Origin of the sequence: Kitasatospora purpeofusca (assembly GCF_034043715.1) — a bacterium.
Taxonomy (GTDB): Bacteria; Actinomycetota; Actinomycetes; order Streptomycetales; family Streptomycetaceae; genus Kitasatospora; species Kitasatospora purpeofusca_A.
On record NZ_JAXCLC010000005.1, the window covers coordinates 50,207 to 64,466 of the forward strand.

At 70.7% G+C, this 14,260-nt stretch carries 8 protein-coding genes and 1 tRNA gene; 4 read left to right on the top strand and 5 right to left on the bottom strand.

The window, feature by feature from the left end:
- The first annotated feature begins 100 nt into the window (after positions 1–100).
- From SM793_RS04085 to SM793_RS04095, 3 genes are all read left to right on the top strand, one after another.
- Positions 101–174: transfer RNA gene (locus SM793_RS04085), tRNA-Pro, on the top strand.
- A gap of 467 nt (positions 175–641) precedes the next feature.
- Positions 642–1,574, top strand: coding sequence for a hypothetical protein (locus SM793_RS04090; protein WP_320436593.1), 933 nt, complete (start codon positions 642–644; stop codon positions 1,572–1,574).
- A 328-nt stretch (positions 1,575–1,902) separates the two neighbouring features.
- The gene (locus SM793_RS04095) at positions 1,903–2,055 is read left to right on the top strand and encodes a hypothetical protein (protein ID WP_320436594.1); all 153 of its coding nucleotides are present in this window, start codon (positions 1,903–1,905) and stop codon (positions 2,053–2,055) included.
- A 2,991-nt stretch (positions 2,056–5,046) separates the two neighbouring features.
- On the opposite strand, the gene SM793_RS04100 is transcribed toward SM793_RS04095, so the two are convergent.
- Genes SM793_RS04100 through cas7u form a run of 4 tightly spaced genes read right to left on the bottom strand, consistent with a single transcriptional unit; the run spans position 5,047 to position 11,929 of the window.
- A complete protein-coding gene (locus SM793_RS04100) occupies positions 5,047–6,147 on the bottom strand; it encodes a hypothetical protein (protein ID WP_320436595.1) in 1,101 nt (366 codons plus the stop codon).
- 2 nt (positions 6,148–6,149) lie between these two features.
- Positions 6,150–9,230 carry a type I-U CRISPR-associated helicase/endonuclease Cas3 gene (gene cas3u, locus SM793_RS04105; RefSeq protein ID WP_320436596.1) on the bottom strand — a complete coding sequence of 1,027 codons (3,081 nt, stop codon included), beginning with the start codon at positions 9,228–9,230 and terminating at the stop codon, positions 6,150–6,152.
- The gene (csb2, locus tag SM793_RS04110; RefSeq protein ID WP_320436597.1) at positions 9,227–10,696 is read right to left on the bottom strand and encodes a type I-U CRISPR-associated protein Csb2; all 1,470 of its coding nucleotides are present in this window, start codon (positions 10,694–10,696) and stop codon (positions 9,227–9,229) included. The genes cas3u and csb2 overlap by 4 nt, the downstream gene beginning before the upstream one ends.
- 6 nt (positions 10,697–10,702) lie before the next feature.
- Positions 10,703–11,929, bottom strand: coding sequence for a type I-U CRISPR-associated RAMP protein Csb1/Cas7u (gene cas7u, locus SM793_RS04115; protein ID WP_320436598.1), 1,227 nt, complete (start codon positions 11,927–11,929; stop codon positions 10,703–10,705).
- 387 nt (positions 11,930–12,316) lie between these two features.
- Here cas7u and SM793_RS04125 point away from each other — a divergent pair, with 387 nt between their 5' ends.
- On the top strand, positions 12,317–13,858 hold the full coding sequence (locus SM793_RS04125; protein ID WP_320436599.1) for a transposase: 1,542 nt from the start codon (positions 12,317–12,319) through the stop codon (positions 13,856–13,858).
- Here the strand turns inward: SM793_RS04125 and SM793_RS04130 are convergent.
- Complete coding sequence (locus SM793_RS04130; protein WP_320436600.1) at positions 13,818–14,189, bottom strand: N-terminal phage integrase SAM-like domain-containing protein; 372 nt, start codon at positions 14,187–14,189, stop codon at positions 13,818–13,820. The two genes, SM793_RS04125 and SM793_RS04130, sit on opposite strands and share 41 nt — an antisense overlap.
- Positions 14,190–14,260 lie beyond the last annotated feature (71 nt).

The window sequence follows — 14,260 nt, forward strand, 5'->3', positions numbered from 1 at the left end:
CGACGTGCTGTATTGTTTTCCACGTCGCCGGGTTAACCGGCCGACAAGGTCGAGAAACCCGAAGCAGAGCCCCCCAGGCTCAGCCCGGGCCACGAGACCACGGGACGTGGCGCAGCTTGGTAGCGCACTTGACTGGGGGTCAAGGGGTCGCAGGTTCAAATCCTGTCGTCCCGACGTGAGTCGGAAAGGCCGTTGGCCGGGTTAACGCCCAGGTCAGCGGCCTTTTGCGTGACGGTCCGTCAGGGACCAGGGAAATTGGTTCGCATACTGTTTGGGACCACTTTGGGACCACGGGCTCGAATCGCGGGGGCGGGCCCCTTTCAGTGTGCCCGGTTTGCCCGATTTCCCGATCACGCTCGGTGATCGATGCTGGATCGTAACAATCGATTTCCGGTCATGTTCTTGGCGGAAATCCCGCTTGCGTGGCGAAAGTTGGCCACGGCCGAGGGCCCCTCAGGTGGCGTCCCACCGTCAAAATCGTTACCCGCTCTCGGCCTCGCCCTGCGCGGCGGTGGCTACTGGCTCATGGGAGTCGTTGAATCGGTTGCTTTGCGTGACGATTAGGCCGTGCTGCCCTGCAGTGCAGAGGACCGAAGGCCGACGCGGTCCTCGGTAGGCTCTCGGCACTTGAGGAGGTGCTGGTGCGGCGGATCGGCGAAGTCACCACATACCGGTACTGGTCGGAGCGGCGGATCCGCGTCATCGCGCGCGACAACGGCCTGCGGCTGGACGCTCCATGGCGGATCTCCACCGCGAGTACCCCGGCGTCGGTGTTCGGTTTCGGACTCCCGGTCTTCGCCTTCCAGCGGCCGGAGGGCTACGAGCGGAGCAGGATCAAGACGGCGGAGCGGCTGGCGAAGGCCCTGCGGGGCAGCATCGCCGTCACCTACGACGAGCCGCAGGCGCGGTTCGCCGGCGGGCTGGGCAGGGTCGCGTTCTCCGCTTTCACCGTCGGCCCCCAACGGGACAAGGGCATAGTGCTGCACATCCGGACCCGGAACAGCTCCGGCCGGCGGGTCGATCTGTGCCTGTTCGGCAGCGTCGACAACACGGCCGACTTCCGCGCCGGCGAAGCCGTCGAAGGGGGAACCTCCTCGGCCTGGTACGCGGTCAACGAGCTGCTCGCGAGCCGCGGCACCCGCAACACCTCCGGCTGGGACGAACAGGAGCTCGCCTTCGAGGCGTTGAAGATCGCCACCGGCGACCGGGACCGCTCCGAGACCGACTCGGAGGAGCCCTGGACGCGCCCGTGGGCACTCGGGCACGCTGACGAGGCCGAGTGGCTGGCCGTTGTCTACAGCGACGTCACGCTCGACCCCGAGCGCTGGCACCTCGACGGCACGCAGTTCGAAGGCACCCACCGGATCACCGTCGGGGCCCCGGTCTGGGTTCGCACAGCCACCCCGCAGGCGGTGGTGCGGTACTCGCACCTGCGCCACCCTTCGCCCGACCGACCGGCCTGGTGGCGCCGCCTGCTACCGGGCGGAACCCCGGCGAGCCCACCCGCGGCTCTGGCGGCAGGCACCCCGCACCCCGACGCGGAGGCCGCGACCGAGCGGTCCGCCGCACTGTAGCTGGTCCACGTCGGCCTTTTGCCCGGTCGACGCGATCGTCGACGGAGCGCCGGACAACGGCGCTGCGATGGTGCCGCACCGAGACGGAGCGGAGCGATGCTGGACGCCTGCGGGCATCCGGTCTACGGTGCGGGGCTGAGATGGTGCCGTACCGGTGAAGTGCGGAGGAATCGGTCTTCGGGTACCCGTGCGCGCCACTGCCCGGTAGCTGTGATCGTGCCCTACCGGTGAGGCGCGGAGGCGCGCTCGACCCCGGGCTGGCTCGCCGACATCGTCCTCTGGCTGCGGTGGAGCCGCAGTTGCCGCACCGGGACGATGCGGAGCGACGGTGCCCCGCCTCGGCGCCGACATCACGATCTGGCTGCTGCGATGGTGCCGCACCGGGATGGTGCGGAGCGACCAGTGGTTCTACGCACCCATCCGCACCTTCAAGCTGCTGCGATGGTGCCGCACCGTGATCGTGCGGCGCGTCCGTCGGTGACTTCACGCTTTCCGGCAGCGTGGGCTTGCTGCGATGGTGCCGCACCAGGACGGTGCGGAGCGACAGGCCGGCGACGTTGAGTGTGTCCAGCTGGTCAGTCGAGCTGCGACTGCGCGCACGCCCTGGCGGTAGGACCGGAGGACGACGCTGCGATGGTGCCGCACCGGGAGGGTGCGGAGCGACGCGGTGCTGCTGGCATGGAGCGTCTCCCCTGATCATGCTGCGATGGTGCCGCACCGAGACGGAGCGGAGCGACGAGGCGGTTGTACTCGCCGCTCTCCTTGCCGTCGAAGCTGCGATGGTGCCGCACCGGGAGGGTGCGAAGCAACATGCTGGCTCGGGTGGTCGTCACGGTCGGGAGATCGAGGCTGCGATGGTGCTGTACCGAGAGGGCACGGGGTGACATACCTGTTCAACGGCGTCATCCCAGCCTCAGCGGCGCTGCGATGGTGCGGGAGCGAGGCGACGCGGGCGAAAAGGTCGTCAAGGACGCCTGGAAGCTGCGATGGTGGCCGGAACGGTGCGGAGCGGGGCCGACGCCGGGGCGGTGGGTGTGTCGGGCCGTAGGCGCTGCGATGGTGCCGTCCCGGGATGGCCCGGAGCGACCTGACCGTGGGGACGATCCCTGGCACCCGCGAAGTGCTGCGATGGTGCCGCACCGGGACGGTGCGGAGCGACCGCGTACGACAGGGACGCCGGCACGGCCGAGAAGACGCTGCGATGGTGCCGCACCGGGATGGCGCGGAGCGACGTCGGCGCCCACCACGTGACCGTCTTGATGAGGATGCTGCGATGGTGCCGCACCGGTGAAGTACGAAGGAAGCGGAGTTGGGCACCTGGGGTTTGCTGACTATCTGGCGCTGCGATGGTGCCGCACCGGGATGGTGCGGAGCGACCGGCTGGACCGGCAGCGACTACGACGAGGCTCGCGCGCTGCGATGGTGCCGCACCGAGATGGTGCGGCGGAGCGAGGCGGCGGCGGTCGGCTCCTGGGTGGTCGGCCTGGAGCCGCGATGGTGCCGCACCGAGTTGGTGCGGAGCAACTGCCGCCAGAGCTCCGTGCGGACGATGCCTTCGAGCTGAGATGGTGTTGCGCCGGTGAGGTGCAGAGCGAGGTCGCTGCGGTCCGAGCCAGCCGTCGCGTCGTTGCGACTGCGATGGTGCCGCCCCGAAATGGTGTGGAGCGAGCAGGAGAGCCTGAATCGGCATAGCAGCCTGCCGAAGGCTGTCATGGTGCCGCACCGGGGCGGTGTGGAGCGGCTGGGTAGATGCCCACCAGGCGTCCGCCGGCAGCGTGGCTTCGATTGTGCCGCACCAGCAGGGTGCGGAAGGAGAACAGCAAAGCACAGCTGCTGTGGCAGATCGGCGAGCTGCGATGGTGCCGCACCGGCACGATGCGGAGCGATCTCGCGGCCCGGGAGGCGAGGCCGCGAATCGGGCTGCTGTGATGATGTCGCACCGGGACGGTGCGACACGCCCGGGTGGGCGCGCTCGGCCCGCTGGTCGGTCAGCTGCGATGGTGCCGCACCGGGAGGGTGCGGAGTGACCGAGGACTGACCCCGGTAGCCCGCGGGAGGTAGAGCTGCGATGGTGCAGCACCGGTTAGGTGCGTCGCATGAGGGACTGCGAGCTCGAACTGCTGGGCCTGTGCATCAGGCTGCGATGGTGCCGCACCGGGCTGGTGCGGAGCAACAGGTTCGTATGGCCGGGGAAGTCGACGCCCTCGAAGCCGCGATGGTGCCCCACCGCGATGGTGCGGAGAGACGACCTCCTCAACCTCGACGACGGCCTGGGTGACCGCCGGGTGGTGGCTGTGATGGTGCCGCACCGGGAAGGTGCGGGGCGCCCGTGCAGCGGTCACCAAGCCGCCGAGGTCCCCCTTGCTGCGATGCTGCCGCACCGGGATGGTGCGGAGCGAGCGCCACTGGTGAGCTTGCTGAGCGCCTGGGCGGCGAGCCCGCGATGGTGCCGCACTGGTGATGCCGTGCCGGGCGCGGCTGGTGTCGAAATTGCTGTGATGGTGCCGCACCGGAACGTGCGGAGCGGCCCGCGTCCCTGCCCCCGGTCGGGGTGTACATCGGCTGCCTGCGACGGTGCCGTACCGGGGAGGTACGGAGCGACCTGGCCGTGCCGGACCGCGCCCCAGTCGCAGTTGCCGTTTCGAGGGTGCCGCACCGGGACGGTGCGGAGCGACGTCTGCACCGTGTAGACGTGCGCCGCGATCTCGGCGCTGCGATGGTGCCGCATCGGGATGGTGCGGAGCGACGTCCGAGCCGGGGTCCTCGCCGATCTCGGGGTAGTAGCTGCGATGGTGCCGCACCGGGACGGTGCGGAGCGACGGCCACCTCGGCCGGGACGGCCGCGCGGACCATGTCGCTGCGATGGTGCCGCACTGGGATGGTGCGGAGCGACGCCCTCACACCGCGGCGGCTGCGGACCATGTCGCTGCGATGGTGCCGCACTGGGATGGTGCGGAGCGACGCCCTCACACCGCGGCGGCTACCGCTGGCAGAAGCTGCTGCGATGGTGCCGCACCGGGATGGTGTGGAGCGACGCGCGCTGGCGCCGGCCGTCCAGTGGACGGCGAGTTGGCTGCGATGGTGCCGCACCGGGATGGTACGGAGCGCCTCCCGGAGGCGATGGCCGGGGTGACGTTCGTGGAGTCGCTGCGATGGTGCCGCACCGGGATGGTACGGAGCGCCTCGAGGTGCGGCTGCTCGTCATCGCCCCGGTGAAGGAGCTGCGATGGTGCCGCACCGGGATGGTACGGAGCGCCGGCGTCTGAGCTGCTGGCTTGATGGTCCGACGAGTCGGCTGCCGCGCCTGTCTGGGTATCCTTTAGGGCAATTCGGACTTGTTGCTTCGGTGCGGTGGGGTGTTTTCGTGTCTGCTTGTGGTTCCGAAGTCGTGTCCGGCCGGGATGCCGTTCTCTGTGTTGGCGCTGTGGAGTTGTCAAGGATCGGGGGTTGGTGGGGTGGTCGGAGGTGGGGTTCAGGGCCAGAGGTGGCGGCTTGCGGCGAGGGGGCCGTTGGATTGTTTGAGGCCGGTTCGAGGTGCGGTGTAGAGGGCGGTGACGCCGAGGTTGGTGAGTATCGCGGTGTTGGGGTTCGTGCCGGGTTCGGTGGCGCGGACGGCGGGGTGTTCGAGGAGGACGGTGACTGCGGTGGAGGTGAGGGGTGGTGTCCAGGCGGGCCATCGTAGGGCGCCGCGGCCGTTGGTGGTGTCCCAGCTGGTGGCGGCCTGGGCGCGGCCGGTGGCGGTGAGGCGGAAGGTGGCGAGGGCGTGGAGGGCGAGCCAGGTGGGGCCCGGGGCTCCGCGTTGGTAGGGCTTGCCTTCGGAGTTGGTGTGGGCGTCGCCGAGGGAGCGGTGGTCGAAGTTGGCGGAGGCGTAGTCGGGGACGCGGCGCCAGCCGTCGAGGGCCGAGCGGATCTGCCGCGGGTCGTTGTGGCAGCCGAGGACGGCTTTCTGCGTCAGGCCGGTGATGGTCATCTGGCCGGCGGCGGCGATCAGCGGTGTGACGGGAGTGCGTCGGACCGTGGTGGGCGTCGGCCCTTCGACAGGTTCCGGGTCGTTCTTGTCGGTCTTGGGTTTGACGTCCTCGAAGCACATGACGTTGGTCAGGGCGGCGAACCAGCGGGCCTGGCGGTCGTCCGTCTCGCGTTCGGTCTGGGTGAGTTCGCGCAGCGTGTGGTGCGCGGTGTCGACTCGAAGGCGCAGGGCTTCGTTGGGGGCGGTGGTGTCCTCGCGGGTTCGGGTGAGGAGTCCGGGGACGTGCGGGAAGGAGTCCCAGCCTTCGTCCTTCGTTCCGGCCGTGTCGGTGTCCTCGTCGTCTTGGTCCTCGGTCTCGGCCGTGTCGTCCGGCTGCCCGGCCGTGGGGGCGGGCTTGGGTGGGAGGTGGGCGGTGAGGAGGTTGGTGAGGGTGTCGAGGGTGAGGGGCTGGTCGGTGGTGAGGACGGCGGGGCCGGCAGGGCCGTTCCAGTGGAGGCGGGGCTTGGTAGTCAGGGCGGTGGTGGTGAGTTCGAGGATGCCGAGGGCGGCGAGGAAGCCGAGCGGGTCGTCGGCGCGCAGGGCGGGGAGTTCGAGTTGGTGCACTGTTAGTTGCCTTCTTCGGAGCAGGCGATGTCGGCGAGGCGGACGACGGATTCCAGGAGGGCCAGTCCCCAGAAGCCGTAGCGCTGGTTGAGTGCGTCGAAGCGGTCGGGGCCGTTCCAGTCGGTGCCGATCACGGCGCTGGAGACGGTGACGGTGGTGTCGTCGGGCATGGTGCACTCGACGAGGACGGGCTCGGGGTCGGCGACCGCGGGCAGCATCGGGCGGGCGTAGCCGTGGTGCGCGGCGACGAGGTGGATGACGAGGTCGTGGTCGAGCCCTTGGGCGGCGGCGGGGCCGGTGGCGAGCCAGGTCTGGACGGCGGCGGCGCTGAGGGCTTCGTGGCGCAGGTCCTTGGACCAGTTGGCCAGGCGGGCGGCGCGCCTGCGGGCGGCGCGGTCGGCGGGGTCCATGCCGGACTTGGCGAGGGGTTCGGGCAGGGACTCGGCGAGCAGGCGGTCACCGGAGCAGAGCATGCACAGGAACCGCGGGTGGTGCTTCCCGCAGTCGTGGGCCCTGGCTGCCAGCACGACGGCGTCGACCAGGTCGTCGGGCAGTCCGACGGCCCGGGCGAAGTCGCGGGCGCGTTCGCCAACCTGCTGGTGGTGGTGCTTGAGGGTGACGGTGCGGGTGAGGCTGCTGCTGTCCGGATCCTCGTCGTCCACGGAAATCCGGTAGCGGCCGGCGTCGGCGAGCCGCGGCGGGAAGAGGACGATCCGACCCGAGCGACCATGGTCGATCAGCACCGCCCCGGCCGCAGCCGACCGTCCGGTACGCCACTCGGCGACCTCCAACAGGCTCTCCAGACGCCGGCGCAGCGCCGGAGTGTGTCGGGTGGGGCTGTCGGGTGCGGTGTCGGTGGGCAGGGTGGCGAGCAGGCTGGTGATCGCGGCGCGGATGGCGTCGGTCGTGCTCACGGCGTCCGGGTCGTCGGGATCGGTGGTCAGGTCGGTGATGGCTTGTTTGACGATCGGGGCGAACCGCTCGGGGGCGGCGCCGGTGGTGCTGGCCAGGACGGCCGGGTCGAGGCGTAGCGGGGTGCGGGTGTGGTCGGTGGGGTGGTCGCCGAGGTCGGGGACGGGGGTGTCGGGGCTGGCGGTCCAGCCGTAGGTGTCGTGGCCGCCGGCGGTGGTGGGCAGGACGAGGGTGGTGCCGGGTTTCAGGTCGGCGGCCACGCGTGGGGTGGTCCAGGTGCCGTCGGCTTCGCGTTGGAGGACGGTGGTGCGCAGTCGGGTGGGTGGGTTGCGGGGTTCGGGTGTGGTGTCGGCGTCGGGGCCTTCGAGGTCGCTGGTGTCGGGGGTCGAGCGGGGTTGGGTGAGGAAGCGGCGCACGGTGGCCAGGGGCAGGGAGAGGGTTTCGGCGGTGTGGACGGGGGTGGTGCGGAGGTGTTCGGCGAGGGCGTCGGGGTCGGTGGTGTCGGTGGGGAGGTCGGCGCGCCACAGGAGTTGGACTTCGGGCTGGCCGGTGTCGAGGCCGTGGAGGAAGGGGGCAGGGGATTCGTCGGGGACGGGGATGGGGCTGGTGCGGGCGAAGGCGTCCACGCGTACCTGGTGGACAGGTGGGATGTGTTCGCCGGCGCGGGTGAGCGGTGCGGTGTCGGTGTCGTCGAGGAGGCCGGGCAGGGTGGCGGGGTTGAGGATCAGGCCGTCGAGGAGGTGGGGGGCCAGTTCGGCGGGGTCCTGGGTGTCGCGAGTGGGGGTGTGTTGGGTGAGCCACTGCCAGGTGTTGGCGGCGGCCGGGCCGTAGACGGGGATGCGGTCGGGGTCCTCGGGAGTGTGGGTGCGTACGAGGATCGCGGCCACGGGGCCGAGTTCGCCGCGGCGGTCGAGGCGTCCGAGGCGCTGCAGGGCGGAGGCCCAGTCGCCGCATTCGCTGACCATCGCTCCGAAGGTGCAGTCGATCCCCACTTCGAGGGTCTGGGTGCTGATCACGACGAGGGGGCGTTCGCGATCCGGGTCGATGCCGATGAGGAGTTCGGCCAGCGGGCCGGTGACGAGCAGGTCGCGCTCCGCGGATCGGCAGCGGCCGGTCAGCAGCAGCACGTCCACGTCGGTGCGCCGGCAGAGTGCTTCGTGGGCGGCGCGGGCGTGGGTGATGGTGTTGGCGATCACCGCGACCGCGGGCAGCTTCAGGAGGGGAAGGACGGCGTCCAGGGCGGTTCCGGCGGCGAGGGCGAACGCCTCGGCGGGCTTCTTCGACCAGCCGCTGGCGTCCAGAAGCGTCACGTGGCGCTCGGCCGTGATCCGCCGCCCGGCGATCGGATGGGCGCGGTCGGCGTCACCGATGCCCAGGCGGGGACGGCCGCTGGTGGCGCTGGTCGCCGACAGGCTCACCACCCGAAGCGCCCGTGCAGCCAACTCCCCGCGCGCTGCCGTCTGCTGGTAGAGCGCGGTGTCGGCGGCGGTCGCGAGCAGGGCCTTCGACAGGTGGGCCTCGTCCAGAGCGAGTAGGGCGTCGTACCCGGTCAGGGCGGCGTCGATCGGAGCACGCTGCGGGGAGGTGTGGTAGCCACGGAACAGCAGGCGGCTGCCGTACTGGTCCACGGTCGACGTCACCACCAGCGGCTGGGCCGGGCTGCGCACCCAGTTCGACACCCACCTGGTGCCGCCGCGCATCCGCACCACCTCCAGCGGCAACGCTCCGCCACCGAGGTCGCGCAGCGCGGCGGCGACCTTCGCCCGCACCGAACCGGCCGGCGCCCCGGCGAGGGCCGCGGCCAGCTCGATGGAGTGCTGGTGGGCCTGGTCGACTACCAGGCGCCGGTCGACGCAGAAGAACAGCCGCAGCGGCACCGTCCGGTGCTCCCGGCCCGGCCCGCGGGCGTGTTCCCAGGCGAGGAGGAAGATCCAGATGTCGATGAACGTCGTCTTGCCCAGCGCGGTGGGCACGTCGAGGTCCGACCAGTGGGCGCCGTCGGCCACGGCGTTCAAGTAGGCGCTCTGCCACGGGAACGGAGCCCAGCCCCCGCACTGGTCGCACACCGCGGTCCGTGTCCCGTCCGGGCAGTGGGTGTGGTGGTGGACCTCCCGGAAGAAGTCGGCGAACTCGGCTGCGGCGATCGCCGGCAGCCGCTCGGTGCCCGTCACTGGTCATCCTCCTGAAAGCCGGGCTCCGGCCGGCACAAGCCCAGGCCGAAGTTCTTCTTGCTGCCCAGCACCACCGGCCCCGTGACCGGGACCGGGAAGGCCAGGCGCACATGGCAGCTCGGCAGCGGCCGCTCCCCGTCCTTGCGTCGCACCGGGAAGCCGCCCGCGTGGCGCGCGCCGGGGACCATGGCGTGGTGCGGGCTCACCCGCACCCGCACCGGTTCGGGCAGCCCGGCCGCCACGCAGCTGGCGGTGACCGAGTCCGCCCAGTACGGGTCACCGTTCTTGGGGAAGCGGTCGAGGACCATCGGCAGCACCGTGGCCCACACCGTCGAAGGCTCCTGCCAGGCCCATGGTTGAACGGTCAGCGGCCACGAGTCCTGGTCCGCGGGACCGACCCGCTCCAGGTCCAGCGGCTGCCCGTCAGCCAGGCGGATGCGGCGCAGCCCACCGTCGTGGTGGAGCAGCGCGGCGAGCACCGCCTTGCGGTCCCGCTTGGGCATCTCGCGGGGCAGGGCGATGCCCAGGCCGCGCAGCATCCCGTCGGCGTGGCGGTGGCCGGCGAACGGCAGCGCGAGGTAGGCCACCGGCCGCGGGTCGTCCGGGCTGTTCTTGTGGCCGTGGACCGTGGTCATCGCCTCGACGTCGTGGCCCATCGCCTCCAGGGTGCTCATCACCGCGCCCCGCAGCCGGCCGGTCAGCTCCAACGTCCACCGCGGGTCCAGCGCCACCCCCGGGGCGAACGAGAACGTCAACAGGTCACCGAACGGCCCATCCACGCCGGGCCTTTCGGGCCGGTCCGTGCGGTCGGGGTCGAGGTAGTGGTGGGTGAGCGACTGGCTCCAGGCCGGCCGCTGCTCCTCGAACGCCTCCTCCAGCCAGGCCAAGTACCCGCGGTAGGGGACGCGGATCGGCCGCGAGCCCTTCGGGTACTCGCCGGCGGATGCCGGCAGCCAGCACTTTCGCCACCCATCGCCGTTGCCGGGCTCGTCGGGGCCGCACCAGGCGTCCACCAGCCCTGTCCCGGTCGAACGCCCGAAGTACGGCACCCGGCGGGCCAGTTCCTTCAATACGGGGGCGAGATCCTCCCCCGGCTCCGCGGCCCAGCTGAACACCATCCGCGAACCCGACAGCGTCTTCTGCGCCCACGTGCGGGGAACACCGCCTGCGGTGCGTCCGGGCAGCAAGGTGTGGGTCGCCTTCGCCGGGTTCACGATGTTGGTCACCACCCATGCCGCGCGCGGGTGTTCCGCCTCAAGGGGCTTGGCCGGCACCGTGACCGCCGGTGGCTCCTGGGCCTCCAGCCAGGTCAGCGCCATCCGGTGCGCGTTGTCCTCGAGGTCGGCGTGCGCGACCAGCGCGCAGAACAGGCGGGCCGGGTGGGGCGGCCACTCCGCGCGCTCACCGTCCATGCCGGTTGCCTGGTAGAGCGGCTCCAGCAGCTCCACCGAGATGTGGAAAGGCATGACGCTCTACTCGCCTTCCGCCTCGCCGATGCCCTCCAGGCGGAAGGAGCGCTCGATCGCCTCCTGCACCTGCGCGTTCGGCCGCAGCCGCACCGGCTTCGTCGACCACTTGAGGCCCGCCTCCTCGGCCCGGACACGCGCGAACTCGAACAGTTCCAGGGCCTGTACCGCCGTCTCAAGCTCCAGCGGCTCCGTCACCGCGACGCCCTCACGCCCGCGGCCGACCCACTCGATCCGCTCCGACACCAGCAGCAGGTCGCAGCCCGACCGCAGCCGCACCGCCGGCGCCGCGAACGCCAGCCGGTCCCCCAACAGTGCCAGTGCCGCCAACAGCGCCCTCGCCGCCCGCACGTACTCCTTCGGCGCGTCGCCGAAGCGCAGCGCCCTCAGACCGGCCAAGGCCAGTGACGCGTTCCGCTCGATCGCCTGCACCGTCACCCCGCCCATCCCAGCGACCGGCGGAATCATGCCGTGCCCGACCGCGGACGCCTTGAGTGTCTTCCCCTTGCCCTTCTTCCCCGTTCCGTCGACCGGCCTCCACCCGTCGGCGGTCATCTCCACGTTGTCGCCGGGGAAGTTCCACATGTCGAAACGCCCCGCCGCCCTCACCCCGGACAACGGACGCAGCCCCACCATCTCCGAGGTGTAGGCGCGCGGCACCTTCAACTGCACCCGACGCTTGCGGTGCGAATCCCACAGCCCGTACACCAGGTCCGAGGGCGCCGACTCCAGGAAGGCACGCACGTCACCGGTTCCCGTGTCGCGCAGCGCTCGCCCCACAACCGTGTCGTCGAACTTCGCTCCGGACTCGTCCAGCGCGTCCCGGAAGTAGGCGTCACGGGAACGGTGCGGGGCGTCCAGGTTCGTCATCCGAAGCACCCGGCCCTCGGCGCTCACGTGCAGCGCCAGGTGTGGCAGCAGCACATCGCCCTGGTCGACCGCCTCCAACAGAGCAGTCTCGCACCGGTTCGCCTGCGACTGCCGCTGGTCCAGCAGCACCACCCCCGCGGACTCCTGCCCGACCCACCGGTCCTCGAACAACTGGCCCGGCCCGTCGACCTCCCTCTCCTTGCCTGTCGCCAGGTCGCGGACGGTCCGGGTGACCTTCACGGTCGGCGGTGACACCGGCGTTCCGACACCCGCCACCGGCTCGTACCGGGCCGTCACCCGGATCGCACCGTCCACCGCAAGCCCGCCCGCCGCCTCGGCCAGCCGCTCGTACAACGCCTCCATGGAACCCTCCTTGTGCAGGAATCTCTCGGACAGTTCGCATCGAAGCAGCCCCCACCGACAGTCCTCACTCATTCGAGCGATGGTTCATCAGAATGACTTGGCGTAGAGGAATTTGAGCTAAAATCGCCAGCTCTCAGCTTGGCGTTTATCCTCGTCGGCCTTGATGTTCCTTGATCGAGTCTGCTCGTTTGGCCGTCTTGCCGACGTTGTGGTGTGGGGCCCGGTGCTTGTTCTTCGAGCCGGGAGGCCGTCCCGGGCCTGGCCGGGACGGTTTTGGTGCGGCTGCCGGGCAGGCCGGAGGCTGTCGCATAACCCCAGCACGCCCGCCGTCAAGAGCAAGTCGGTGTTCGAGTTTTGGGCAGGCAGGTGGGTCGAAGTCTCTGTCACGTGGGGTTCAACTTCATCGCTTGTGACCTGGATCGCGCATTTCTCCTCCCGCAGGACGTGCGGGAGTGGCTACCGCCGGAGCATCTGTGCTGGAAGGTCTTGGACGCTGTCGGAGAGGTGGATCTGTCCGCGTTCATGGCCGGCTATCGCTCTGACGGGCAGGGGCGCGCGGCGTATCCGCCCGGAGTGCTGCTGGCGCTGGTGCTGTACTGCTACAGCAAGGGAGTCCGCGCTTCGCGGCGGATCGAGCAGGCCTGCCTCGATGATGTGGGCTGCCGGATCATCACGGGCAACCGAAGGGTCGATCACGCGACGGTGGCCCGCTTCATACGCCGTCACCGCCTATCCCTGAAAGCACTGTTCGTGCAGGTCCTCGCGTTGTGCGGGCAGCGGGGGCTGGTGGATCTCTCGGCGGTGGCCGTGGACGGCTCTCCAATGGAGGCAAACGCGGGACGTGAGTCGAACCGGAGCCTGGAACGCCTGGAGGCGATCATCCGCGACGGCGAGGCCGAACTCGACCAGATGGTGCAGGACGCCCTTGCCCACGCCCGGGCGGCCGAGACCGACGAGGTCCCGGCACCTGTCGAGCGACAGGCTGCGGACACCTCGCTCGGACAGCTGTCGCGCCTGAGCGACCGGATTCTGCGGGCCCGGGCGGCCATGGAGCAACTCCACCAGCGCGCCCTGCCCTCAGCCGGGGAGATCAAGATCAAGGTGGAAGCAGCCGAGCGCATCGTCGCCCGCGCGGAGAAACGCCTGGGCACGGAGATGGCCGCGCACCAGGCGCGTCTGAACGAGTACGCCGAACGGACCGTCCAGGACCGGGCTGCGGGACACCGCGCCGCGAACGGCCGCCCCCCGGTCGCGCTGGACGTCAAGACGGTCATCGTGCGCCAGCGCGCCCGGCTGGCCACGGCCCGCGCCGGTCTGGAACGCGCCCGCAATCCCCGCCCGGTTCCGTCCCCGGCGGCACGGGCCTCGCTCAGCGATCCCGACTCCAGCCTGATGCCACACAAGCGCGGCGGCTACCTTCAGGGCTTCAACCTGCAGATCGTCTGCGCGCGCGGCCAGTTCCTGCTCGCGATCGAGCTGCAGGACAACCCATCCGACATGACGGCGCTGGTCCCGATGGTGGGAAGGACGCAGGAGAACTGCCGGTCGGCCGGCATCACCGACGAGGTGCGGGCATGGCTCGCAGACAGCGGATATGCCTCCACGTCGAACTTCGAAGCCCTCGCCGGCCTGCCACTACTCGTCGCGCTGAAGAACGACACGCACCCCGGCGACGGCGAGCCGCCGCCGAGCGAGGCCATCCCCGCCGGCCAGCGCGACATGGCCGCTCGACTGGCCAGCCCGACGGGCCAAAGCCTCTACAAGCAACGAGCCGCCCTGGTGGAGCCAGGCTTCGCCCAGTTGTTCCAGAGATTCGGGCGCCAACTTCACTACCGCGGGACCGACGCCGTGGACGCCGAGATCAAGCTCCTTGACACCGTGCACAACCTCAACAAACTCTTTCGCCAGCAGACGAAGCACAGCCCTTGACGGCGGGCGCGCTGGGGTTATGCGACAGCCTCGCGGCGGTCGGGCGGATGTTGCGAAACCCCCGCCGCACCCGGGCGGGGGCGACGCGCCCGCGCTCGGCCCCCAGCTGGGTGGTGACCCAGTCGTCGATGTGTTCCGGGCGCAGGTCGAAGAGCCGGAGGTGGCCGAAGGCGGGGACGAGGCCGCGCTCGACGCACACGGCGTAGCCGGCGTACGTGTTCGGCGCGAGGTGCGGCTTTCTCGTGGCGAGCCATTCGCGCAGGTAGCTTGTGACGCTGGTACGGCGGTTCTCGTAGACCCCGCGCAGCTCACCGTCCAGCACCGAGGCCATCTCGCGGGCCGCAGCCCGGCTGGTGAACGCGCCCCGTCGACGGGTCCTTCGCCTCCCGTCTTCCGGGGGCG